At 63.8% G+C, this 21,522-nt stretch carries 25 protein-coding genes; 8 read left to right on the forward strand and 17 right to left on the reverse strand.

The features are described 5' to 3' along the window. The first annotated feature begins 44 nt into the window (after positions 1-44). Both MRUB_RS14890 and MRUB_RS14895 read left to right on the forward strand, forming a co-directional pair. Entirely contained in the window at positions 45-731 is a 687-nt protein-coding gene (locus MRUB_RS14890) for a glucodextranase DOMON-like domain-containing protein (RefSeq protein ID WP_013015202.1), read from the forward strand. A 95-nt stretch (positions 732-826) separates the two neighbouring features. After that, positions 827-1,195: a phage holin family protein gene (locus MRUB_RS14895; RefSeq protein WP_013015203.1), complete on the forward strand. Its 369-nt coding sequence runs from the start codon at positions 827-829 to the stop codon at positions 1,193-1,195. Between the two features lie 109 nt (positions 1,196-1,304). On the opposite strand, the gene MRUB_RS14900 is transcribed toward MRUB_RS14895, so the two are convergent. The 3 genes from MRUB_RS14900 to MRUB_RS14910 form a co-directional block, all read right to left on the reverse strand. Next, positions 1,305-1,742 (reverse strand): CBS domain-containing protein, encoded by a 438-nt coding sequence (locus tag MRUB_RS14900; RefSeq protein ID WP_013015204.1) that lies wholly within the window; start codon positions 1,740-1,742, stop codon positions 1,305-1,307. Positions 1,743-1,853: 111 nt separating this feature from the next. Then, on the reverse strand, positions 1,854-2,996 hold the full coding sequence (locus MRUB_RS14905; RefSeq protein ID WP_013015205.1) for an MFS transporter: 1,143 nt from the start codon (positions 2,994-2,996) through the stop codon (positions 1,854-1,856). Positions 2,997-3,103: 107 nt separating this feature from the next. Next, positions 3,104-3,988, reverse strand: coding sequence for an SIS domain-containing protein (locus MRUB_RS14910; RefSeq protein ID WP_013015206.1), 885 nt, complete (start codon positions 3,986-3,988; stop codon positions 3,104-3,106). 155 nt (positions 3,989-4,143) lie between these two features. On the opposite strand from MRUB_RS14910, the gene MRUB_RS14915 reads away from it, so the two are divergent. Next, a complete protein-coding gene (locus MRUB_RS14915; RefSeq protein WP_013015207.1) occupies positions 4,144-5,322 on the forward strand; it encodes an MFS transporter in 1,179 nt (392 codons plus the stop codon). Between the two features lie 30 nt (positions 5,323-5,352). Here the strand turns inward: MRUB_RS14915 and MRUB_RS14920 are convergent, their stop codons facing one another. Then, a complete protein-coding gene (locus MRUB_RS14920) occupies positions 5,353-6,057 on the reverse strand; it encodes an ABC transporter ATP-binding protein (protein WP_013015208.1) in 705 nt (234 codons plus the stop codon). Further along, entirely contained in the window at positions 6,057-7,196 is a 1,140-nt protein-coding gene (locus MRUB_RS14925) for an ABC transporter permease (RefSeq protein WP_024050648.1), read from the reverse strand. The genes MRUB_RS14920 and MRUB_RS14925 overlap by 1 nt, the downstream gene beginning before the upstream one ends. A 94-nt stretch (positions 7,197-7,290) precedes the next feature. On the opposite strand from MRUB_RS14925, the gene MRUB_RS14930 reads away from it, so the two are divergent. Further along, entirely contained in the window at positions 7,291-7,839 is a 549-nt protein-coding gene (locus MRUB_RS14930; RefSeq protein WP_013015210.1) for an LOG family protein, read from the forward strand. Here the strand turns inward: MRUB_RS14930 and MRUB_RS14935 are convergent. The 5 genes from MRUB_RS14935 to MRUB_RS14955 all read right to left on the reverse strand — a co-directional run bounded on the left by MRUB_RS14935 (position 7,814) and on the right by MRUB_RS14955 (position 12,377). Further along, entirely contained in the window at positions 7,814-8,401 is a 588-nt protein-coding gene (locus MRUB_RS14935; RefSeq protein ID WP_013015211.1) for a YceI family protein, read from the reverse strand. The two genes, MRUB_RS14930 and MRUB_RS14935, sit on opposite strands and share 26 nt — an antisense overlap. A gap of 10 nt (positions 8,402-8,411) precedes the next feature. Continuing rightward, positions 8,412-8,957: a hypothetical protein gene (locus MRUB_RS14940; RefSeq protein ID WP_013015212.1), complete on the reverse strand. Its 546-nt coding sequence runs from the start codon at positions 8,955-8,957 to the stop codon at positions 8,412-8,414. Positions 8,958-9,028: 71 nt separating this feature from the next. After that, positions 9,029-10,324: an ABC transporter permease gene (locus MRUB_RS14945; RefSeq protein ID WP_235438235.1), complete on the reverse strand. Its 1,296-nt coding sequence runs from the start codon at positions 10,322-10,324 to the stop codon at positions 9,029-9,031. Beyond that, the gene (locus MRUB_RS14950; RefSeq protein WP_013015214.1) at positions 10,321-11,034 is read right to left on the reverse strand and encodes an ABC transporter ATP-binding protein; all 714 of its coding nucleotides are present in this window, start codon (positions 11,032-11,034) and stop codon (positions 10,321-10,323) included. The genes MRUB_RS14945 and MRUB_RS14950 overlap by 4 nt, the downstream gene beginning before the upstream one ends. Beyond that, positions 11,031-12,377, reverse strand: coding sequence for an efflux RND transporter periplasmic adaptor subunit (locus MRUB_RS14955; protein WP_013015215.1), 1,347 nt, complete (start codon positions 12,375-12,377; stop codon positions 11,031-11,033). The genes MRUB_RS14950 and MRUB_RS14955 overlap by 4 nt, the downstream gene beginning before the upstream one ends. Before the next feature lie 48 nt (positions 12,378-12,425). On the opposite strand from MRUB_RS14955, the gene MRUB_RS15855 reads away from it, so the two are divergent. The 4 genes from MRUB_RS15855 (at position 12,426) to MRUB_RS15865 (ending at position 14,002) form a co-directional block, all read left to right on the forward strand. Further along, a complete protein-coding gene (locus MRUB_RS15855) occupies positions 12,426-12,602 on the forward strand; it encodes a hypothetical protein (protein WP_157413583.1) in 177 nt (58 codons plus the stop codon). Between the two features lie 225 nt (positions 12,603-12,827). Next, positions 12,828-13,178 (forward strand): hypothetical protein, encoded by a 351-nt coding sequence (locus MRUB_RS15860; RefSeq protein ID WP_156113852.1) that lies wholly within the window; start codon positions 12,828-12,830, stop codon positions 13,176-13,178. Positions 13,179-13,230: 52 nt separating this feature from the next. Beyond that, positions 13,231-13,752 carry a CPBP family intramembrane glutamic endopeptidase gene (locus MRUB_RS14960; protein ID WP_013015217.1) on the forward strand — a complete coding sequence of 174 codons (522 nt, stop codon included), beginning with the start codon at positions 13,231-13,233 and terminating at the stop codon, positions 13,750-13,752. An 85-nt stretch (positions 13,753-13,837) separates the two neighbouring features. Beyond that, on the forward strand, positions 13,838-14,002 hold the full coding sequence (locus MRUB_RS15865; RefSeq protein ID WP_156113851.1) for a hypothetical protein: 165 nt from the start codon (positions 13,838-13,840) through the stop codon (positions 14,000-14,002). Here MRUB_RS15865 and MRUB_RS14965 read toward each other — a convergent pair. The 7 genes from MRUB_RS14965 to MRUB_RS14995 all read right to left on the reverse strand — a co-directional run bounded on the left by MRUB_RS14965 (position 13,999) and on the right by MRUB_RS14995 (position 21,434). Then, complete coding sequence (locus MRUB_RS14965; protein WP_013015218.1) at positions 13,999-15,057, reverse strand: TolC family protein; 1,059 nt, start codon at positions 15,055-15,057, stop codon at positions 13,999-14,001. The genes MRUB_RS15865 and MRUB_RS14965 overlap by 4 nt on opposite strands. Continuing rightward, the gene (locus MRUB_RS14970; RefSeq protein ID WP_015586622.1) at positions 15,058-16,383 is read right to left on the reverse strand and encodes a TolC family protein; all 1,326 of its coding nucleotides are present in this window, start codon (positions 16,381-16,383) and stop codon (positions 15,058-15,060) included. Between the two features lie 168 nt (positions 16,384-16,551). After that, a complete protein-coding gene (locus MRUB_RS14975) occupies positions 16,552-17,448 on the reverse strand; it encodes an MBL fold metallo-hydrolase (protein ID WP_013015220.1) in 897 nt (298 codons plus the stop codon). Between the two features lie 19 nt (positions 17,449-17,467). Next, positions 17,468-18,829 carry a M20/M25/M40 family metallo-hydrolase gene (locus tag MRUB_RS14980; RefSeq protein WP_013015221.1) on the reverse strand — a complete coding sequence of 454 codons (1,362 nt, stop codon included), beginning with the start codon at positions 18,827-18,829 and terminating at the stop codon, positions 17,468-17,470. A 66-nt stretch (positions 18,830-18,895) separates the two neighbouring features. Then, the gene (locus MRUB_RS14985) at positions 18,896-19,354 is read right to left on the reverse strand and encodes an RES family NAD+ phosphorylase (protein ID WP_013015222.1); all 459 of its coding nucleotides are present in this window, start codon (positions 19,352-19,354) and stop codon (positions 18,896-18,898) included. Then, complete coding sequence (parS, locus tag MRUB_RS14990) at positions 19,351-19,758, reverse strand: type II RES/Xre toxin-antitoxin system antitoxin (protein ID WP_013015223.1); 408 nt, start codon at positions 19,756-19,758, stop codon at positions 19,351-19,353. The genes MRUB_RS14985 and parS overlap by 4 nt, the downstream gene beginning before the upstream one ends. Before the next feature lie 62 nt (positions 19,759-19,820). Beyond that, positions 19,821-21,434, reverse strand: coding sequence for a long-chain fatty acid--CoA ligase (locus MRUB_RS14995; protein ID WP_013015224.1), 1,614 nt, complete (start codon positions 21,432-21,434; stop codon positions 19,821-19,823). Between the last annotated feature and the right edge of the window lie 88 nt (positions 21,435-21,522).

A 21,522-nucleotide genomic window follows, 5' to 3' on the forward strand; every position in this document is an offset into this window, starting at 1 on the left:
ATACCACCCGGCATTGTGGGGTATTGCAGGGGAATCCATCCGCCATGATCCCGCTTCTCTTCTCCGATCCCGTAGGTGACGACCATGGGCTGGGCTACGCCTACCCCCGCGCCCCGCTGTTCGCCGAGGCCGGTTTTGCCGATCTGACCGGTTTTGAAGCCCTTCGCAGTGGAGAGAAGCTGGTGCTCCGGGTCAGACTCCACCGCTACCCCAACCCCAACAACGCCCCCCATGGCTTCTCGCTAGCCACCATTGGCATTTACATCCACACCGGGCCTGGCGGCCAAGAAGAGCTGCCCGGGGCTGGCTTCAAGACCCCGCCGGGGCAGGGGTGGAACTGGGCTTACCTGCTCACCGGCTGGAAAGCTGAAGAGCACCGCCCTGATGGCCGCATCGAGAACGTATCGGTTACAAAGAACGGGGACTGGCTCGAGCTTGCCTCCAACCTGTCCCCAGGGGACTATGGCTACTACGTGGCGGTGGGACTCTACGACCCCTTTACGCCCTGGCACTTTCGCCCGGTGCGCCCCGGTGGGGGCGCATGGACGCTGGACGGGCCAGCAGAAGCCCCAGCCGCCGTCGACGTGCTCTCTCAAAGCCAGAATCGGGCCTATCAAAGCGGTGTTTTACAGCCCGTTCGCGCCACCCAGAACCGCACCCCCTGGGCCATCCTGAGCGCGGCTTTGGGGGTGCTGTTCATCCTGCTGGCTTTCCGCTTTCCTCGACGATGAGCCCAGTCCTGATTGCTTAAACCGATGGCTTTGCGGGGGGTTTCGAACGACTCCCCGTACTTATGCGAACGGGCCCCCAGGGTGTACCCTAGGTTATGCGCGATTTCCTGCTAAGCTTGCTGCTCAACACCCTGGCCCTGTGGCTCGTAACCCAGCTCTACGGCGGGCTTTTTTTCGCTCATGGAAGCGGTTTGGGCGATTATCTGCTGGCCGGGCTGATATTTGGCCTGGCCAACGCCCTGCTCAAACCGGTGTTGCTGTTGCTTACACTGCCCTTTAACATCCTGACCCTGGGTTTGTTTACCCTGGTGGTCAACGCTGTGATTCTGCTGGTTGTGGCGGCCCTAACGCCACTGGACGTGCGGGGTTTTGGCGGGGCTTTGATTGGGGCTATCTTGCTCTCGGTTATCAGCTTCGGACTCAACCTGCTCATTGGGCCTTCAGATCGGCACCGGGCAAGATAGCACCGGAGTCGAAAAGACAATCAGGGTGGGGTGAAGGCTGTTCCCCAGGCCAACAACACCCGCTGGGAGTGCGCCGGTAGCTGCTTACCAGCACGGAGGCTTGAAAGCTTCAGCGCGAACCCGTAATGTAGCTTTCCAGCTCGGCAATCATGAACTCCTGCTGGGTTATGATGGCTTTCACCACGTCCCCAATGGAGATCACCCCCACCAGTTTGCCGTCCTCGAGCACCGGGAGGTGGCGTATGTGGTGGTCGGTCATGAGGTTCATGCAGTCGGCCACGGTGGCCTCGGGGGTAACGGTAATGAGGTCGCTGGTCATAACCTCCCCCACCCGGGTGTCCTTGGAGATGCGGCCCATCAGGATGATCTTGCGAGCATAATCGCGCTCAGAGAAGATGCCCACCAATTGGTCGTCTTTCATCACCATAAGGGCCCCCACATCGTGGGCGGCCATGCGCTCGAGGGCCTCAAACACCGTGGCTTCCGGCGAGATGGCGTGCACCTTATTGCCCTTAGCCAGAAGCAACTGCCGTACTGTGCTGGTCATAGCGAACACCTCCCAAAACAGGCGTACTAAGCGGCAAGCCTTTCCACTTCCTCTTAGGTTCGGAGTGTGTAGGCTATTGTACTTGGCCCAGCCCAACTTTTGAAATAGGGGTTAGGCAGCTCGAGGCCGGGGCTGCGCCTCGCGCACTGCCAGGGACAGGGTCAGGGCCGGCACCAGCAGCAGGCCCAGCACACTCAGGCTCTCGAGCACCCCATACCGCTCGATAATCGGCCCCACCACCCCGTACAAAAGCCCGGCAAACCCCCAGGTAAATCCCATCAAAAGCCCCGAGACCGTGGCCATCTGGCTTGGCTCGTGCTCCTGGGCCATGGTGACCGCCACCGGCACACCCGCGTTCATCAGCGCACCGGTAGCAGCCAGCAGCAACACATAGAACCAGTTTTCCGGCGGAACCAGCAGCAAAGCAACGTAGAGCGGAATGGCAAAGATCATGGTTCCTACCAGCACGTTGCGCCGCCCCAGCCGATCCGAGAGGGTTCCTCCCAAAAAAGCCCCTACGGTGGCCGAGATACTATAGACCGACAGGGTGAGGGCCACCTGGGCATCGGAGATACCGCGCTGGTGAAACCAAAAAGGAATGGTGGTGGAGAAGCTCATAAACACGATGCTGCGCAGGGTCGAAACCGCCCACAGGCGGGCCACATGCCCCCGAAAAACTCGAGCCAAGTCCCGAAAGGAAGAGGGCCTGGTCTGTAGCCGGGCGGGCGGCGCCTGGCGCAACAGCAAAAAAGCCGGGATCAGGGCCAACGGGATGAACCAGGCCAGGGTCTGTAGCCCCCCCTGGTTAACCGCGGTGAGCGAGACGATGGGGCCCAGCGAGAGGCCAATGTAACCCCCGGTGCCAAAAAAGCTCATCCAGAAACCCCGCCGGGCCGGATCGGCGTACTGCCCCACCAAAGCCGCCCCCGCCGAGTGGAACAGGGCCGAGCCCAGCCCCGACAAAGCCAGCACCACCCCCGCCACCCAGAGGTTGGGGAAAAACCCCAGCAAGCCCCCCCCCAAAGCCATCAATAAAGGCCCCAAGGCGGCCAGAACCCGGCGGTCGTACCGGTCGGCCACCAGCCCAGCCAGGGGTTGCAACAGGCTCCCGGTTAGGGATTGCAAGGCCACCAGCAGCGATACCGCCCCATAGCTCACGCCAAAGGCGGCCTGAAGTTTGGGCAGCAGAGGGGTAAGAAAGGCACCGAATAGGTCGTTGGTGGCATGAAGCCAGGAGAGCAAAAACGGCAGCACCCCAAGAGCATACGCTGACCGCCAGGTCAGGAAAAGCGGTTTAGGAATCAAAGCCCGGCGCGATGTGCGGGCGGGGTGGTTCGGTGAAGAACCGAACGAATCTGGTTTCACGTAGCCTGCCGCAGGTTGTCCAGTACCTCCCAGTCGCCCGGCTCCACCCCGTACAACAAGGCCAGGTAGTAGCTGGCCCAGGCCACCCGGTACCAGTAGCACAGGGCTTTGGCCAGGGTGCCTTCGGCCTCGGGCTCGGGCAGCTCAATCAGGGTGTCCACCCGGCTTTCCAGGATCTCCTGGGCGTAGCTTCGGCGCTCGTCATCACCAATGAGCACGGCGGCGATGGGATCGCCCTGCTCGTGGCGGGCCTCCAGCGCCGTCACAAAGAACTCCAGGGCCGAGGGCGGGGGGGTGAAGGAGAGGCTTTTACCGATGCGGCTAAAGGTTTGCTGCAGGGCCTGGCCCAGGCCCGGATAGCGGTCGGGCACCACCCACATAGGGGTGCGCTCCAACAGCGAGTAGGCCATAAACTTGGCTGGATTTTTACTCAAACCGACCTCGGGGCGTAAGCGGTCGCGCTCCAAAAGCAAAGCCCGGTCGATGCGGGCCAGCTCGGCTTGCTGACCCGTGGCCAGCAGCAAAAAACGCAGGTAGCGGTAGGTGGCGAGGGGGTGGGCCGGCACCTCCACCTCGACATTCTCCCGAAAACCCAGCCGCACGATCTCTGCACCGCTCACCGATGCATAAAGCCCAGCCCCAGCCGCACCGCCAAAGTCGTAGCCCCCTTCTAGCACGAATTGCGTACCGGTAGCGGTAAGCTCCAGGGCAAAGTCGCGCGCCAGCTGTGCCGCCCACCAGCCTTCCCCAAACCCCACCACCCCGTACGGTGGGGCGTACCTGGCCTGGGGGATTGGCCCACTGCCCACCAGGTCGCGCAGATCAAAAGCCAGCCCCAAGCGGTCGGCCAAGTAGGTTTCCTGGGCGTCAAGGTCGCGCATTCTTTTTTCAGTTTACCCACCCTTCAGCTCAACAAAAGCGTCTTGCGGGCTTGACTGCTCATCCGGCCTTGGGCTGTCTGGCCCATAGTCCCAAAACGGTGGCCTGCAAGGCCTGGTTTTACGCATCTGGCTAAATGCGGTAGCCTGAAGCTCGCATGTCGCCCTGGGCCGTCCTCATCGCCGCCATGTTTGCCGGAACCGCCGTCTCGCTCATTGGGCAAGCCTACCCCACCCTGGCCCCCTATATCCGCACCGATCTACAGCTTTCCCTGGCCGCTGTAGGCCTGCTCAACACGTTTGTTTACATCGGCACCATGCTGGGTTCGCTGCCTTCGGGCTGGCTTACCGACAAGCTGGGCAGCCGCACGGTGATGATTGTGGGCACCCTAGCGGGCGCTGGGCTCGCCATTGCCATTGCCCTGTTTGCCAAGTCCCAATGGATGTTCATTCCGTTTTTGTTTCTGGTGGGGTTGGTGGTGGCTTCGGCCACACCCGCTGGCTCGCACGCGGTCGCCCAGTCGTTCCCGCCCGAACGGCGCGGCCTGGTAATTGGGCTACGCCAGATGGCGGTTCCCCTGGGGGGGGCGCTGGCCGCTGCCATCTTGCCAGCGGTAGCCCACCTAGCCAGTTGGCGCTGGGCCTCGGTGGTTGCAGCCGTCATCGCCATACTGGCCGCCCTGGTCACAGCCCGGCTCTACCGCGAAAGCCTGGTGCCAAAAGCCGCCCCCCAGGCCACCCCTCCAGGGCTGGCCGCGGTGTTGCGCGAGCGCAATATCCTGCTGGCGGCCACCGCCGGCGTAACCCTGCCAACCGGGCAGTTTGTGATGATTACCTACCTGATTCTGTTTCTTAAGGAGCAGTACGGGATTCCCGAGCTCACCGGCGCTGCCCTGCTCACCGCTGCCCAGTTCGCCGGCGCTTTTAGTCGGGTATTCTGGTCGTGGCTATCGGACAGGATGGGGGGCCAGCGCAAACCATTGCTGGTCATGATGGTGGGGCTGGCCGGGTTAAGTGCACTGGTGCTGGCCTGGCTTCCCCCTGGCACGCCCTTGCTGTTCAAGGCCCTCATCGTGGTGCTGTACGGAGCCACCGCACTGGGCTGGCAGGGCTTGCATTTTTCGCTTCTAACCGAGCTTTCGCCTCCCGGCTGGGAGGGGCGGGTGGTGGGGTTTGGCCTGATTTTTACCTCCATCGGCATCGCGGCTGCGCCGCCCCTGTTTGGCCTGTTGGTAGATTCCAGCAACAACTACGCCCTGGGCTGGATTGCCCAGGCCGCGGTGTTTGGGCTCGGCGCTTTTTTGCTGTCCAACATTGAGGAGAAAACCCGCCGTTAGCGCGGTTTCGTCGGTGATGTTGCCGTCTTTTCATCTGCCCGTCGGCACCGCCGGCAGATCGGAGGGGGCCTCCTCGATCTCAATCAGCCGACCATCCCGCAGCCGCAGGATGCGCTGGGCCTGGCGGGCTAGCTCGAGGTCGTGCGTCACCAGGATCACCGTACGGCCCTCCTGGGCCTGGCGCATTAGCAGTTCCACCACCCGGGCCCCCGAGGCCGAGTCCAGGTTGCCGGTGGGTTCGTCGGCAAACAGGATGGGGGGGTTGAGGGCCAGGGCCCGCGCGATTGCCACCCGCTGTTGCTCGCCCCCCGAAAGCCTGCTGGGCAGGTGTTTGGCTCGCCCGGCCAGCCCCACTGCCTCTAAAAGTGCGGCAGCCCTGGTGGTGCGCTCTTTGAGGCTTATACCCGCCAGCATCATCGGAAAAGCCACGTTTTCCAGGGCGGTCAGGGTAGGAATCAGGTTCCACTGCTGAAAAACAAAGCCCATGTGCTTCAGGCGCAGTTCCGAGCGGGCATCCTCGGACAGGGTGGAAAAGGGGGTGTTGTCAAGCCACACCTCGCCCTCGCTGGGCACATCGAAGCCGGCCAGTAGGTTCAAGAGGGTGGTTTTACCCGAGCCCGAAGGCCCCACGATGGCGGTCAGGCCGGCCGGAAAACGGTAGCTGAAGCGATCCACCGCCACCACGTCCACCTCGCCCTGGTGGTAGCGTTTGTGCAGGTTGATGGCCTCGAGCATCACAGCCTCCCCAGCGCCTCAACCACTTTGAGCCGGCTGGCGGTTCGGGCCGGCAAGAACCCGGCCAGCAACCCCAGCACCACCGCGACCAAAAGCGCAAAGGAGGCCAGGCGGAAGGTGACGGCGGAGAGGGCCAGGCCCACCTCGCGCCCGGTGAACCAGTTCACCAGCCCCGAGGCCGCCTGGCCTAAAACCAGGCCCAGGAGCCCCCCCACCACCCCCAGCAGCAAGGCTTCCAGGAGCACCAGCCCGAATATAAAACCCTGCTTGGCCCCCAGGGCCCGCATCAGACCAAACTCGCGGATGCGTTCGTAGACCGACATCATCACGGTGTTGGCTACCAGCAAGCCCCCCACCACCAGCGCCACCAGGCTGATGCCAAAGCGCACCAGGTCGGAGATGCGCACCGCGCGCTCGGCGAAGCGCAGCACATCCCCGGTGGTCTGGGCGTTCACCCCAGCGATCCGGGCCTTAATGGCCTCGGCCACCTGGTCGGCTTTGAACCCCTCCCGCACACCCACCGCCGCCGCCGTGTAGTTGCGCGTGCCCAGGGCCTCCTGCACGACGCTAGAAGGAACATAGATGATGTTGTCGGAGAGGCCCCCGTTGGGCTTCAAAATACCCTCTACCCGCAGCGAGATGCTGGGCGAGAGGCGCAGCACCTTACCAAGGCCGAGTTGGTTGCGCTCAGCCAACCGGCTACCCACCACCGCACCTTTGGGGCCTGGAACCAGGCTGCCCGCGGCCAGGGTGAGGTTGGGGTACAGCGCCTTGGGGCTGAGACCTTCGGGTATCCCCTGAAAGACAAAAGCGGTCTGGGGATCCAGCCCCCCTCGAGTCAGCACTACATACGGGATCACCTGGCTGATACCCAGTTCGGCGGCAGACTTTTGCAGGGCCTCTACCGTTTCGGGTCGTAGCTCTGGGTAGCCAGGGCTAAAGGCTTCGACACCCTCCGGCAAAACCAGCACCGCCGGCCCCACGGTTGATAGCTCGGCTCCCAGGGCTTTACGCAGCCCCTCGCCAAATGACAAAAAAAGCACCATAGAGGCCGTTGAAACCACAATTCCCAGCAGGGTCAGGATGCTGCGAACAGGCCGGGCCCGCAGGTTGCGGTAGATGAGCGCCAGAACTTCCACGCCCATCAGAATACCTGTAAAAGGTGGTCGGAGGTGGGTAATCCACGCCAAGATTCTCGCCAGCGTGCATTTCTACCCACGATAAACTGTAGGCATGCAGCTCATTACGGTGTTTGGTTCATCGAGGGCACAACCGGGCACACCCGCTTTTATCGAAGCCCACGCCTGGGGCCGGGCCATCGCCCAGGCCGGGTTCGGTGTAGCCACCGGCGGCTACAACGGGGCCATGGAGGCCGTCTCGCAGGGGGCCAAGGAGGCCGGGGGGCTGGTGGTGGGCATCACCGCCCCCAGCCTGTTTCCCCAGCGCAACGGGCCCAACCTGCACGTGGATCTGGAGCTACCCTCCTCCTCGCTGCTCACCCGCATCGAGCGGCTGATTGACGTGAGCGTGGCCTGCCTGGCCCTGCCGGGTGGGGTGGGCACCCTGGCCGAGCTTCTGGCGGCCTGGAACCTCAACCACATCGCACAGCTACAAGGCAAGCCTCTGAAGCCGCTGGGGGTGCACGTGGGCTGGCTCAAGGTCATCCGCCCCGGCCTCGAGGTCACCCCCGACAACCTGAAGCTGCTCACCCCCATTGAATCGCTGCAAAGCCTGCAAAGGTTTTTGCAGGGGCTTTCTAGCGCTCCAGTATCCGGAAGGTAAAGTTCACCTCGAGGCGGATGGTCTCGTCCACGCTGAGCACCGACAGCACCCGCGGCTGGGTCAGGCCAAAGTCGCGGAAGGTGAAGCTGGTGCGGGCTTGCAGGATGGCTGTGTCGCCCCGAAACTCCACCTCACCCTCCCAGGTCACGCTCCGGGTCACGTCGCGAATCTTCAGGTCGCCCACAATCTGCACCGTGGCCTTGCCGCTCGCGGGCAGCGGGAAGCTCAGGCCGCGCACCTCCTTTGGCACGAACTCGGCCAGCGGGTACTGGGCGGTGTTGAGGGTATTGCGCCGGAGGTAGTTGTCGCGCCGGGCCTGGTCGCTGGTGAGGGCCGAAAGATCCACCGTAAAACGGGAGCCCTCGAGGGCCCGCCCGTTGCGGTCGAGCCGCACCACCCCCTGCACCTGCTTGCTAACCCCCACCGCATCGCTGGGAAAGTTGACACCAGCAAGCTGCTCACGCACCCGGTAGCGGGCCTCGCTCTGGGCCGGGACAAGCTCGAGCCGGCTCTGGGCCAGGGCAGTTCCAAAAATTAGCAACAGTGCAACAAGCCTCCACATGGTTCCTCTCCTACCTCTTTGAGAGCAGGGCGATCAGGTTCTTGAGGTTATCGGCCGCACGGGGCTGCTCTTTGAAGGGGTTGTAGGGCTTGCCCTGGGCGACCGCCTGGAAGAAACCCCCCTGGCCGCCCGGCCCCCGCGGCTGCCCCTGAAGGTTGCCCGGGCCCATCTGGGGGTTCTGCCCGGCAGCCTCGCGCCGCTGGCGGGCCTCCTCCCGCTGCTTGAGGATGGTCTGGTCAATCCACATAAGCTGGGCCGGGGTGAGGATGTTGTCCTCGATGTTGCTCAGTATCTTGCTGGCCTCGGCGGGCTTGAGGTCGGTGCGGTTCTGCAGGTCGCGCAGAATGGGCAGCAGCTTCTGGGCCTGGGCCTTGGTAAAAGCCAGGCCCCGCTGCTTGTCCAGCTCGTCCAAAAGCCCAACGGTGGCCACCAGATCCAGCACCGGACGGTAGGCCTCGAACCGCTGCCGCATCTCGGGGCTGAGGTTGGATGGCCCGCCCTGCGCCAGCGCCAAACCCAAAGCCAGTGTGGTTAGCAGGCCGATCAGTCTTTTCATGTGCACGCCTCCAACATCCGCAGTCTGCCATTGCTTTGTGTAGAAGCGATAAAGATTAGCTTGGCCGGTTGCTACTCATACCGGAGCGACTCCACCGGGTCGAGCCGGGCCGCCCTCGAGGCCGGGTAAAAGCCGAAGAACACCCCCACCGCCACCGAGAACAGGAAGGCCAGCACCATGCTAAAGGGGTCGAAGACCGGGGTCACCCGCAGCAACTGTCCCACACTGCCGGCCATGGCCAGGCCCAGCAGGATACCCAGGATGCCGCCCCCCACCGAAAGCACCACCGACTCCACCAAAAACTGGGTCAGGATGTCGCGGGGCTTGGCCCCCAGGGCCTTGCGGATGCCAATCTCGCGGGTACGCTCGGTCACCGAGACCAGCATGATGTTCATGATGCCGATGCCCCCCACCAGCAGGCTGATCCCGGCCACCCCACCCAGGAACAGGGTCATGGTCTGGGTTACCTGGTTGACCGAGGCCAGCGCGTCGGCCTGGTTCTGCACACTAAAGTCGTACTCGCTGGGGTCGGTCACTTTGCGGCGCTGGGCCATAAAGTCGGTGAGCTCCTGCTGCAAGCGGCTGAGTGAGTCCTTGTCGGGAGCCTGCACGTAGATGGCGTTCACCCGGGGCTGGCCGGTGCTGCTGCTGCGAGCCAGGCGCTGCAGGTAGGTCGAGAGCGGCACCATCACCTGATAGTTGGGGCTGGCAAAGCCCGAGTCGCCCTTGTCGGGCAGCACCCCCACCACCGTAAAGGAGATGCCAGCGATGCGGATGCGCTGCCCCAGGGGATCCTGGCCGCCGAACAGATCCTGGGCAATGCCGTAACCAATCACCGCCACCCGGCGGCGGCTTTGCAGGTCGGTCTCGTTGAAGAAGCTGCCAGAGGCCGGCTGGGCGTTGCGCACGCTGGCATAGTCGGGCCAGGTGCCAATCACGGTGACGTTGAGGTTGCTGGCCCCCACCTTGACCTGCTGGTTGCTCTGCAGGGTGGGGGCGATGCCGACAATGCGGCCTGCAAAGGCCGACTGTACCGCCTCGGCGTCGGCCAGGGTGATGGTCTGGGGGCCGCCAAAGCGCACCAGGCCGAAGCCCCCACCCCGCCCCCCGGTGTTGCTGCCGATGGTGATCAGGTTGGTGCCCAGGCTTTGCAGGCTGCGGGTGATGTTGGCCGTGGAACCCTGGCCCACCATGGTCAGGGCCACCACCGCCGCCACCCCGATGATCACCCCCAGGGTGGTCAGCACCGAGCGCAAAGGGTTGCCCAGAATGGCGCGCCAGGCGATGCGGAAGACCTGCCAGAGGTTCATGCCGCCCACGTGGGAGCGAACTTTTTGCGGAGCCGAGCCCACTACAGAAACACTCATGCCACACCTCCTACAGCCCGTTTGCGGTGGGGGTTGGGGCCGTCGGACTCGATCTGTCCGTCCCGGATGCGCACGATGCGCCCGGTGTACTCGGCGATATCGGGCTCGTGGGTCACGATAATCACGCTGGTGCCCTCATCGTTGAGCTCCTGAAACAGCCGCATGACCTCTACGGCGGTCTTGGAGTCGAGGTTGCCGGTCGGCTCGTCGGCCAGCAGGATGGAGGGGCGCATGGTCAGGGCCCGGGCGATGGCCACCCGCTGCTTCTGGCCGCCCGAAAGCTGGGAGGGCAGGTTCTTGAGCTTGTTGCCCAGTCCCACCTTTTGCAGCACCTCGAGGGCCCGCTCCCGCCGCTCCTGGGGGCCATAACCGGCGTAGGTGAGGGGCACCTCCACATTCTCCAGCACGCTCAGACGCGGCAACAGGTGAAAAGCCTGAAAAACAAAGCCGATCTCCTGGTTGCGCACTTCGGCCCGCTCGTTTTCGGTCAGGGTGGTGACGTCCCGCCCGGCCAGGATATAGCGCCCCTCGGTGGGGCGGTCGAGCAGGCCGATGATCTGCATCAGGGTGGTTTTGCCCGAGCCCGAAGGCCCCATCAGGGCCACCATCTCGCCCTGGCGAATCTCCAGCGAAACCCCCTTGAGGGCCTCAAACTCGAGCGCCCCGCTTTTGTACACCTTGCGCACCTGCTGCAGGGAGACCACCGTCACCGCCCACCTCCTGGAGGGGCCCCCAGGGGCAGGCGCAGCCCGCCCTGGTTGCTGGAGCTGCTGGAAGTGGACTGGACGCGGCTGGGCAGCACCACGGTCTGGCGCGGCTCAAGGCCCTCTAGCACCACCTGGTTCACCCCATCGTCGGGCCCCAGCACCACCCGCACGGTCTCCTTGCTGCCGTCGGGCTGCAGCACGTCCACATAGGCCCGGTTGCGCACGGTCTGCACCGCCCGCTTGGGGATGGTCAGGGCGTTGGGAATTTCCTCCGCGATAATCTCGCCCTCGGCGGTCATGCCGGGCCGCAGCTTGCGCTCGGGGTTGGCAATCCGCACCGTCACGTAAAACACCGCGATGTTCTGCTGGATGGTGGCGCTGGGAGAGATGGCCGTCACCACCCCCTCGAAGGTCTCATTGTTGAAGGCATCGAGGGTCACCTCCACCTTCTGGCCCACCTTGACCTTGGCGATCTCGCTCTCGTCAATCTGCACCGGCAGGTTCACGCTGCTGTCGTCAATCAGGGTGAGCAGGGCGGTGCTGTTGCTGACCGTGGCCCCCACCCCGATGCTCCCCACCTGGGCGTTGACCTCCGAGACCACCCCGTCGAAGGGGGCGTAGATTTTGGTGCTGGCCAGGTTTTCCTCGGCGTTTTTGACATCGAGGCGGGCCTGATCCACGGCGATCTGGGCGTTTCTCAGTTCCTGTGCGTCGGCGCTTTTCCGCAGGGCCAGGGCCTGGCGCGCGGTGTTCAGGTTAACCCGGGCCATCTCCAGGCTGGCCTGGGCTTTGGCGTAGGTATCGCGCGCGCTTTGCAGGCTCTGGGCGCTGGCCCCCCCCAGCTCGAAGAGCTTCTGGGTGGCCTCGAGGTTGGTGCGGGCGGCCTCGAGGTCGCGCCGGGCGCTGTCGTAAGCCACTTCGGCGCTGGAAACGCTTTGCTGGGCTGAGGCCAGGGCGCTTTGCTGGTCGGCCCGGAGCTTGTCGAGGGTCGCCTGGGCCTTCTGCAACGCCAGCCGGGCGTTCTCCAGGGCGCGGGCATACTCGGTGGGGTCAAGCTCCACGATGAGCTGGCCTTTTTGCACCCGGTCGCCCACGGTGGGCAGCTTGAGCACCGTGCCGTTCACGGCAGGTTTAACCGAGAGGCTCTGGACGGCCTCGAGGGTGCCCGGCCCCGAGACCGAGACCCGGAACACCCCTTGCTGCACGGTAGCGGTCTCGAGTGTAGGCGCAGTGCTGGTGGGCTTGGGCCGCAAAAACCAGTAGGCCGCAACCCCCAGGCCGGCCAGCACTAAAACCACAGCCAGCCAGCGCCAGGGTATGCGGTTGCGAGAACGGGCTTGAGTCATATTCACCCTTTGAGTTTCTCCCAGGATATCCAATGTTTGGTGTATGCCATGCGAAGATTTGGTGAAGATGCTTGCCGCAGCCGCAAGGGGGCGGCTGGGCTGATGTATTTCCACGATGTGCTCCTCAACCTTTTACATCTCAACAACCTATCCCCGCTGCGCTTCATTCGCTACTTCCCCCAACAGACTCTACAGGTTGTTGTGCTCTTCGTGATAAAAGCCTGAGGGCCAGCACTTACCTGCACGGGAACTTGACGAAATATTAAAATCCCAGGTTCCAAAACCGGTAACTTTTCACTTCCATTTTCTTTGGTGGTTTACTAGCCTCATGTTGTACAGGAAGGGGGCAATGCCGCCCGCACGGGCGGGTACTGTAGCACCACAGCAGTGACTTTTTGGCTGAGGAAGAACGAGCAAGCAGGATAAAGCGTGAAAGAGGAGGGTAAAAAGATGAGGTTGATTGAGATTCCACCGACGAACCTCGAACAAATCCACGGTGGCCAGGGTGGTTCGTGGAACAGTACGGTGAACCCCGAGACAGGCAACAGGTATACCTGGTTCGAGACCGCTGACGGCGCGCGCTCGAGTGTCAGGGTGGATACACCCCCTACACATTCGTTTGTTTGGGGCGATGGTTCGATTACCATCCGCTGCTGCAATCTGACTTCACCACATACTGGATTGCATGATGTTGACTATAGCCTGTATACGTTCAGGGCAACTCCGGGCAGCTCCTACATGATCTCGCAGGAACAAATGGCCCACAACCTTTATCGAGCTGGCGAGCGCATGGGTTACTAAGCCGCTGGTGGTTCGGCGGGACAGCACGTGCCCGCCGAACCGCTCCAATCGTATGACTGTTACAAGCAACGATCTGTTTCTGGCCGTTATTGTCATAACGGTAGTACAGCGACTGCTTAACCGTCGGTCTCTCTTTTTCCATCAAGCCCGGCCCAGGGAGCTAGCGCTGGCATTCCTGCTGGGTCTCGCCTACACCATACCCCACCTTCTAACCATCGATTTCACTATTCCAGAAGCAGAACACCGAAGAATGCTGGAGGCCCGGCTCGAGCCTTGGCCGCTTTTGCGGCTGATGATCTACGTGCCGTTATTTGAAGAATACTTCAATCGCGAAATAATGCTCAAAAACCTAACGAACCGTATGGGTTTCCCAGTTGCATTGGCGATAAGCAGCCTGTTTTTTGGTCTGATGCATGTACTGAAAGGTTGGCCTGGTTTTCTATTCGCCCTGCTCTTTGGTGTGCTTGCCGGGTTGCTGTACCGCAAGTACGGGTATTTTGCCGCAGCGGCCGCGCACTCCGGGGCAAACCTGGGCGGTACGCTATTTCCTTACCTTGTAGTGCTACTTCGCTAAAGGGGTTCACGGAGCAGCAGAACAAATAGCCCGACACGCTCGTCCAACCATGCTTCGGCCAAGGTTGCTCTAAGCTTGATGCATTTTGCATATCAAGGGTGCGCGGGGTGGTGACCTGGGCCTCGAGCAGCCCGATAAACCGCGGGGCCTCCTGGCGCATCTCTTCCAGCAGCAGTCGGTTGCGGGCTTGGATTCGCTCGAGGCCGTCTATCATCCCTGCGTCTCCTCGATTAGGACTCCAAAGGGCTAGGGCGCACTGGCCGCCCGCACCAGGCCGGTGAAGTCCTGGCCGGCGGCCACCGAGAAGGCCGCCAGGGCCCTCCAGTAGCTGCCGATGGCCTGCACCAGGGCGTACTCAGCGCTTTTAAGCGAGACCTGATCGGTTTGGAGCTGCAAGGCCGAGATGGTGCCGGCCCGCAGGGCGGCCTGGCTCTGCTCCACCACCTTTTGGGCGTTGGCGAGGTTGGCCTGGGCCAGGGCGATGCTTTTGTAGGCGCTCTGGGCAGCCTGGTAGGCGTTGGTCAGGCTGGTCTGGGCGTTTTGCTGGGCGGTTTGCAGGGTGCGCAGGTTGTTTTCCAGGCTGGTTTTGGCGGTGTTGAGCTGAACCGCCGGGGTATAGTCGTTGTCGGCCAGTTTAACGTTGAGCTGGGCAAGCTCCACCGCCTGCTGGGCTTGCAGCACGCTGGGGAGGCGCTCAAACAAGCCGTTGCGCAGGGCCTCGAGGTTGGCTTCCAGAGCGGGCGGGTTCGGGGGGGCCGCCACCGTCACATTGCCCAGGTCGCTCAGGCCCAGGAGCGCAGCGAGCTGAGCGGCCAGCACCGGTATTTGCGCCTGGGCGTTGGTGAGCGACTGCCTCGAGCTATCCAGGGTGGTCTGGGCCCGGGCCACGTCCAGCGCGGTGGCGTTGCCCGCGGCCTGGCGGGCCTTGGCCACCTCCAGGTTGCGCTGGTTCAGGGCCACCTGGGCCTGGAACAGGGCCACGTTCTGCTGGGCTTCGTAGAGGTTCGTATAGGCGTTCACCACGCTCTGCATCACCGAGAGCCGGGTGGCCTCGAGGTTGACCTGGGCCAGCTTGGCGTTCTGCTCGGCCTGGGTGAGGGCCACAATCAGGGTGCTGGGGTCGGCCTTGAGGGCGTTGAGCTGGAGGGTGGCGTTTTGCAGGGTGGCCTGGGCGCTTTGCAGCGAGGGGCCCCGGCTATAGGCCTGGGCAAGGGCCTGTACCAGGGTCAGGCTGTTCTGGGCCAGCCCAGCCGAAAAAACCAGCATCGGCAGTAGCCAAAAAAAGCGTTTTGCGAAGCGAATCATCTATTTTCCTCCAAGGGCTGCGGTGAGGTCGGCGCCCAGGGCATTTTGCAGGGCCAGGGCGGCCAGTTGGGCCTGGATCAGGGCGGCCTCGAGGTTGCGCTGGGCCTGAAGCTGGCTCACCTGGGCTGCCTGCACCTCCACACTGGTACCGGTGCCGGCCTGGAGCCGGGCCTGGGCAGTGCGCAGGTTCTGGTTGGCCGTATTCAAAGCGGCCCTGGCTGCGGCAATGGCGGCCTGGGCGGTCTGCAGGTTCTGATACTTCTGCCGCACATCCAGCTCGGCGGCCCTGCGGGCGGTTTCCAGGGCCTGCCGGGCTGCCTGCAAAGCGGTCTGGGCAGTGCGAATGCTGCTGTCGCTCACAGGGTCGAAGATGGGCACGCTCAGCGACAGACCCAGGCTGTAGCCCTGCGACAGCGTACTGCTGGTGGCCTGGCCCACAGGCAGGGCCGCCGAGAGCGAAGCGGTGCCGCTTTTGAGGTTCAGGCCTGCCGAGAGCGTGCTGCCGCTGTCGCTGTAACCCACGGTAACCGAAGCATTGGGAATCAACCGGTTGCGCTCGGCGCTGGCCAGGTTCTCTTCGGCATCGCGAAGCTGGGACAGAGCCCGCAGCACATCCGGGCGGCTGGCCAGCGCCCTTTGCAGCAGGGCTTCCAGGCCCTCATCGGGCAGGCTGGGTTCCTCAGGGGGGGTGGTGGGGTTGCCGAGCTGCTGGGGGTTCAGACCCAGGGTACCCGCCAGGGTGAGCCGGGCCAGCTCGAGGGCCCCCTGGGCGCTCAGCAGGCTCGAGCGGGCTGTGTCCAGGTTTTGCTGGGCGGTGAGCAGGTCGCTCAGGGTGGCGCTGCCGGCCTGGTTCTGGGCGGTCACAATCTGTAGCTGGCGCTCGCGCAGGGCCAGGGTGGCCTGGGCCAGGGCCAGGTCGGCCTGGGCCTGGCGCAGGTTGAAGTACTGGGTGTGCAGGGCGATGTACAGGTTGTTCCGGGCCTCGCGCCGGGCCAGGGCGGCCCGCTCCAGGGCCCGCTCAGCGCTGCGCACGGCGTCGGCGCTGCTCGACCAGGGCAGCACCCCCAGGCTGGCGGTGCCGGAAACGGTCAGGCCGCTGCCGCTACCCTCGCGCAGGGTGTAGTCGGCCCCACCTGAGAGCTTGAGGCCCTGGGCGGCCAGGGCGGCCTCGAGCTGCCGCACCGCGCTCTCGTAGCTGAGGTCGGCGCTTTGCCAGTCCAGGGTGCTGGGTAGGGCCTTGAGCGCATCGGAAAGATCAAGCCCCTGGGCTAGCACCGGGGGGGCCAGGGCCAGTAAGGTTGCAATGGTTGGGAGTAGTCTCTTCAAAACGCCACCTCCACTCGGGTCATCTTTGACAAGGCGCATGTACGCGCAACGAACGAGATGTGTAGGTTTGGTGAAGGAGTCCCGGATGGCCAGCCCAGGGGCCTGGCCTTGCGGAGATTTACTCACAGCCAATACCCCCCGTTGTCGTTGCGTCTTGGCGCAAACCCGCTAGCTCATCACCTCTTCCGGGTGGTGCTTGTTCCAGTAGCGCACCAGCCCATCCACGCTCATCCAGGCGGGGTCGGCAAACTCGTACTCCCGAACTTCCTCCTCCGAAAGCCCCGCAGCCCGTAGGGTGTTGGTCACGTAGGCCTCAAAGGCCTGCACCATCTGTTCACGGGTCAGGCCGGCCTTGAGCTGTTGCTTGATCCAGTCGGCCCACTCCAGCAGCCGGGCCTCCAGCGCATCCAGGTGTGGCCCGACCTCCTCGGTCTCGCCAAAGTGGGTCAGGTAAATCTTGTTCAGCTTTAAGGCCCGTAGCCGGGCAAGGGAGGCGCGCCAAGCTTCGATGTGAATCTCCGGCGGGGGGCAGGGGGGCAGCACCGGGCCGCGCCCAATTTTGACCCCGGTTACATCACCGCCAATCAGTACCTCGCCAATCCGGTAGGCGTGGTGGTGGTAGGCGTGGCCGGGGGTCTCGAGGGCCTCGATCTGGGCCTCGCCAATCCGGATCACCTGACCATCCTGAACGATCTCGATCTGGCCCTCCGGCACGTGGCCCATCTGGCCCCAGAGTTCTTCCATCCGGTCGCCGTAGATGCGGCTGGCCGAGGCCCAGAGTTTGCTGGGGTCTACCAGGTGCGGCGCCCCCTTGGGGTGGACGTAGATGGTCGCCCCCCGCTCGGCCATGCGCCAGGCGGCGCCCGCATGGTCGAGGTGGATGTGGGTCACGAAGACGTGCTTAATGTCGGAGGCGGCGTAGCCCAGCGCGTTGAGGCCATCCAGCAGCACCGAGAAGCGCGACTCCGGCCCGGTCTCGAAGAGCACCGGCCCCTGGCTGGTTTCCAGCAGGAACGAAGCAATTACCCTGGGGGCGCGGTCATGAAGGTCGAGGATGTGGATCACAGGCCTATTGTATGCCGGCCTAAAAGATGCCTGCAAAGCCGTCCAGAATGCGGGCGATATGCCGGGCAGCGTTGTGGAAGTCCTGGATGCGGATGTTCTCGTTGGGGGCGTGGGTGCGGTTGGTGATGCCGTAGCCCACCCCCGCGTCGATGACCGGGATGTTCAGGGGCCCGGCAAAGGCGTACACCGGCGAGCTGCCCCCGGTGAGGGGGATGCGTTGGTAGGGCTTCTGGTAGACCTCCTGGGCTGTGCGGGCCGCCAGCTCTACCAAAGGGTGCTGGGGGTCGGAGCGGGCCGGGAACATGTAGTCGGCGTGGGTGATCTGCACATCGGTGAAGCCCTCGGCGTCGAGGTGGGCCCGCAGCTTCTGGAGGATGTCGGTGGGATCCTGGTCGGGCACCAGGCGGAAGTCGAGCTTGGCCTTGGCCCGGGCGGGAATCACGGTCTTGGTGCCCGGGCCCTGGTAGCCGGTGGTGATGCCCTGGATGTTGCAGGTGGGGTTGAAGACGGCCTTGCGCAGCTCGAAACCGCTCAGGTTGTTCACAAAGCCCCGCACCCCGAAGCTCTGGCGCAGGTAGGCCTCGAGGTCGGGCAGGTTGCGCAAGAGCTCGAGGTCCTGTTCCGAGACAGGCCGCACATGGTCGTAGAAGCCGGGAATCAGGATGCGCTCGTTCTCGTCTTTCAAAGCGGCCAGCACCCGCACCATCCGCCAGGCCGCGCTGGGCAGGATGTGGGCGTTGCCGGAATGGGCGTCGCGCGAGAGGGTCTCGACCTCGAGCTCCAAAGCCAGAATCCCCCGCCGGCCCAGCGAGGTGCCGGGCCGTTCCTCAAAGTCAATGCCCCCTTCCTCCCAGATGGCCCCGTCGCATTTGAGCAAGTCCAGGTGATCCTGCACGAACCGGGCGATGCCGGGGCTGCCCACCTCCTCGTTGCCCTCCACCACGAAAAGCACCCCGCAGGGCAGCTCGCCCCCATGCGCGGCCCGCACCGCCTCCACCGCAGCCAGGCGGGCCATAAACTCGCCCTTGTCGTCCTTGGCCCCGCGGGCAAAGAGCTTACCCTCGCGGATTTGCGGCGCAAAAGGGGGCGAGTCCCACAGCTCCAGGGGCTCGGGGGGCTGCACGTCGTAGTGGTTGTAAAAGAGCAGGGTGCGCTCCGATTTCCCGGCAGCCCGGCCCACCACCACCGGGTTGCCGTAGCCCTCGATCTTCCAGGTCTCAAAGCCGTGCTGTTGCAAGATTTGTTCGACCAGTTGGGCGCACTCCAGCACCCCCTCGCCGGTGGCCGAGACGCTGGGCTGGGCGCAGAGGCGGATGGTTTCTTGCAGGTAGGCCTCGAGGTGCTCTTGCAGGTAGCGGTCTATAGCTTCGGTTCTGGACATGGTTAGACTATACGTCTTCTGTACGACAAGCTGGCAACCTTCACCAGCCGACCCACCTGGGCGCTGCTACCGCAGCAGCCGAGGGTCGAGCCATAGGTCTTGGGGTTTACCGACCTTTATCTCAGACATCGCTGGATGTCTGGGGTTGAGCAGCAAATTGAACTCAACAGGCACGACCGCCGAAGGCACTTTGAGCGCCAGCGAACGCAAGCTTTGCGCCCACTCGCTACCCAGTTGCTGGGTGGACGCTGGGTAGGGTTCGGGCAGTTGCTGCCAGTCCGGCGGCAGATGCTGCAAGGTCTCTATATGCGCGTCGGGGACTTCAACCTCAATGGCCACAAAAGCGGCCAGGTACGACCGTTCGGTGACGTGCACCAGGATTTCCAGAATTCCCGTGGCAAGGCTCCCCGCCAAATACACCACCGGAACCCCGCTCTGGTTCCAACGGCCTGGACTTCGGGCCGCTCCCTCACCGGTGAAAGCCGCATGGGCATATCTGCGCGAGGTGATCCGCCAGGCCCTCATGTCACCAGGCCGTCTTCCAGGCGCCCCAGCAGATGCTCAACGGCCCTAAAACCGGGCTCGGTATCGAGGTATTGCAGCGGGCTAGCACCATGTAAAAACAGCTTGGGACTATTCATCCACCCTGCTGCCAGCCGAGCAGAGCCAAAGAGTTCCTCCGCCCTCCGGAGCAGATACATCACCTTGTACAGCCGGTTGGATTGCTCCCGGTTCAGGCGTCCAAACCCCTTATATCGGTGCGCACTGCTGCGCGGAATGCCCGCAGCCTCGAGCACCTCCTGCTGGCTCAGACCATACCGCTGCGCGATTTCTCCGATGAGTTCAACCGGCAGGCCCTCCCGCACGCGGGCCACCTCATCGGGCGAAAAGTCGAAGCGCAACCCAACGGTTTGTCCCATAAAGGACATGGTATTGTTCCATATGGATGCTGTCAAAGGTGCATGCCCTCATCCAGGGTTTATACGGCCTCCTACTGCGGTACTTGCCGGTAGTTCCTGAACTGCTCCCGCAGCTTGGACTTGAGGAACTTGCCGGTGCTGGTGCGGGGAATCTCGTCCAGGAAGACATAGGCATCCGGCAGCCACCACTTGGCAAACCGAGGCTCCAAAAACCGGGCCAGCTCCTCCGGGGTAACGCTAGCCCCCTCCTTGAGCACCACCGCGGCCAGCGGGCGCTCGTCCCACTTGGGGTCGGGTATGGCGATCACCGCGGCCTCTTTGACGGCCGGATGGGCCATCAGGGCGTTCTCCAGGTCAATCGAGCTGATCCACTCGCCGCCGGACTTGATCAGGTCTTTGGTGCGATCGGCAATGCGGATGTAGCCCTCGGGGTCAATCGCCACCACGTCGCCGGTACGGAACCAGCCGTCGGGGGTCCACTTGTCGGACTCTTCTTCCAGGTTGTAGTAGCTCGCGGCCACCCAGGGCCCCCGCACCTGCAGCTCGCCCAGCGACTGCCCGTCCCAGGGCACCACGCCCTGCTCACCCACCGCCCGGATCTCCACCCAGGGGGTGGGCAGGCCTTGCTGGGCCCGGTAGCGGTACTCGAGCGCCGGGTCGCCCCGCAGGTAGCGCTTGAGCCGGCTCACGGTGCCCAGCGGGCTCATCTCGGTCATGCCCCAGGCGTGCAGCACGGTGTGGCCCAGGCGGTCGTAGGCCCGGATCATGGCCTCGGGGGCCGCGCTCCCCCCCACCACCATCTCCATCGGTTTGAGCTTCCAGCGGGTGGGTTCTTTCTCGAGGGCTTGCAGCACCCCCAGCCAGATGGTGGGCACCCCGGCGGTCTTGGTCACCTGTTCCGACTCGAACAGATCCAGCAGGCTCACCGGGTCGAGGTGGGGCCCTGGCAGCACCATCTTGCTGCCCACCATCACCCCGGTGAAGGGCAGCCCCCAGGCCAGCACGTGGAACATGGGCACCACCGGCAGCAGCACATCGTGGCCGGCCAGGTTCAGGGCATCGGGCAGGGCCGAGGCCAGGCTGTGCAGGGCAATGGAGCGGTGCGAGTAGACCACCCCCTTGGGCTTGCCGGTGGTACCGGAGGTGTAGCACATCCCGGCGGCGTCGCGCTCCTCGAGGGCGGGGTAGCTGAAGTCGGGGTCGCCGGTGGCCAGGAAGTCCTCGTAGCTCATGAAGCCCTCCGGCACCGGCTGGCCTGAGAGGGGCACCACAATCACCTTCTCCAGGTTCACCTGCTCCCTTACCGCTTCATACAGCTTCAAGAGCACATCGTCTACGATCAAAAACCTGTCCTGGGCGTGGTTGATGATATAGGCGATATCGGAGGGGTGCAGCCGCAGGTTCAGCGGGTGCAGCACCCCCCCGGCCGCCGGGATGCCAAAGTAGGCCTCGAGGTGGGCGTAGGTGTTCCAGGAGAGGGTGGCTACGCGGTCGCCCTTTTGCAGCCCGGCCTTTTGCAGGGCCGAGGCCAGCCTACGCGAACGCTGGTAAAAATCGCCAAAGGTGTAGCGGTGCAGCGACTTGTCGGGCAGCCGGGTCACAATTTCTTCCTTTGGAAACAGCTTGCCGGCCCGCTCCAAAAGGTGCGGCAGGGTCAGGGGAAAATCCATCATGGTGGACTGCATGGGCATCTCCTCTCGCTTCGGGTTGTAACAAAAGTATAAGACCCCCTCGAGGTCTTTACCACGAGGGGGCCGGGGTTCCAGGAAGGGG

Source organism: Meiothermus ruber DSM 1279, assembly GCF_000024425.1.
GTDB classification, from domain to species: Bacteria; Deinococcota; Deinococci; order Deinococcales; family Thermaceae; genus Meiothermus; species Meiothermus ruber.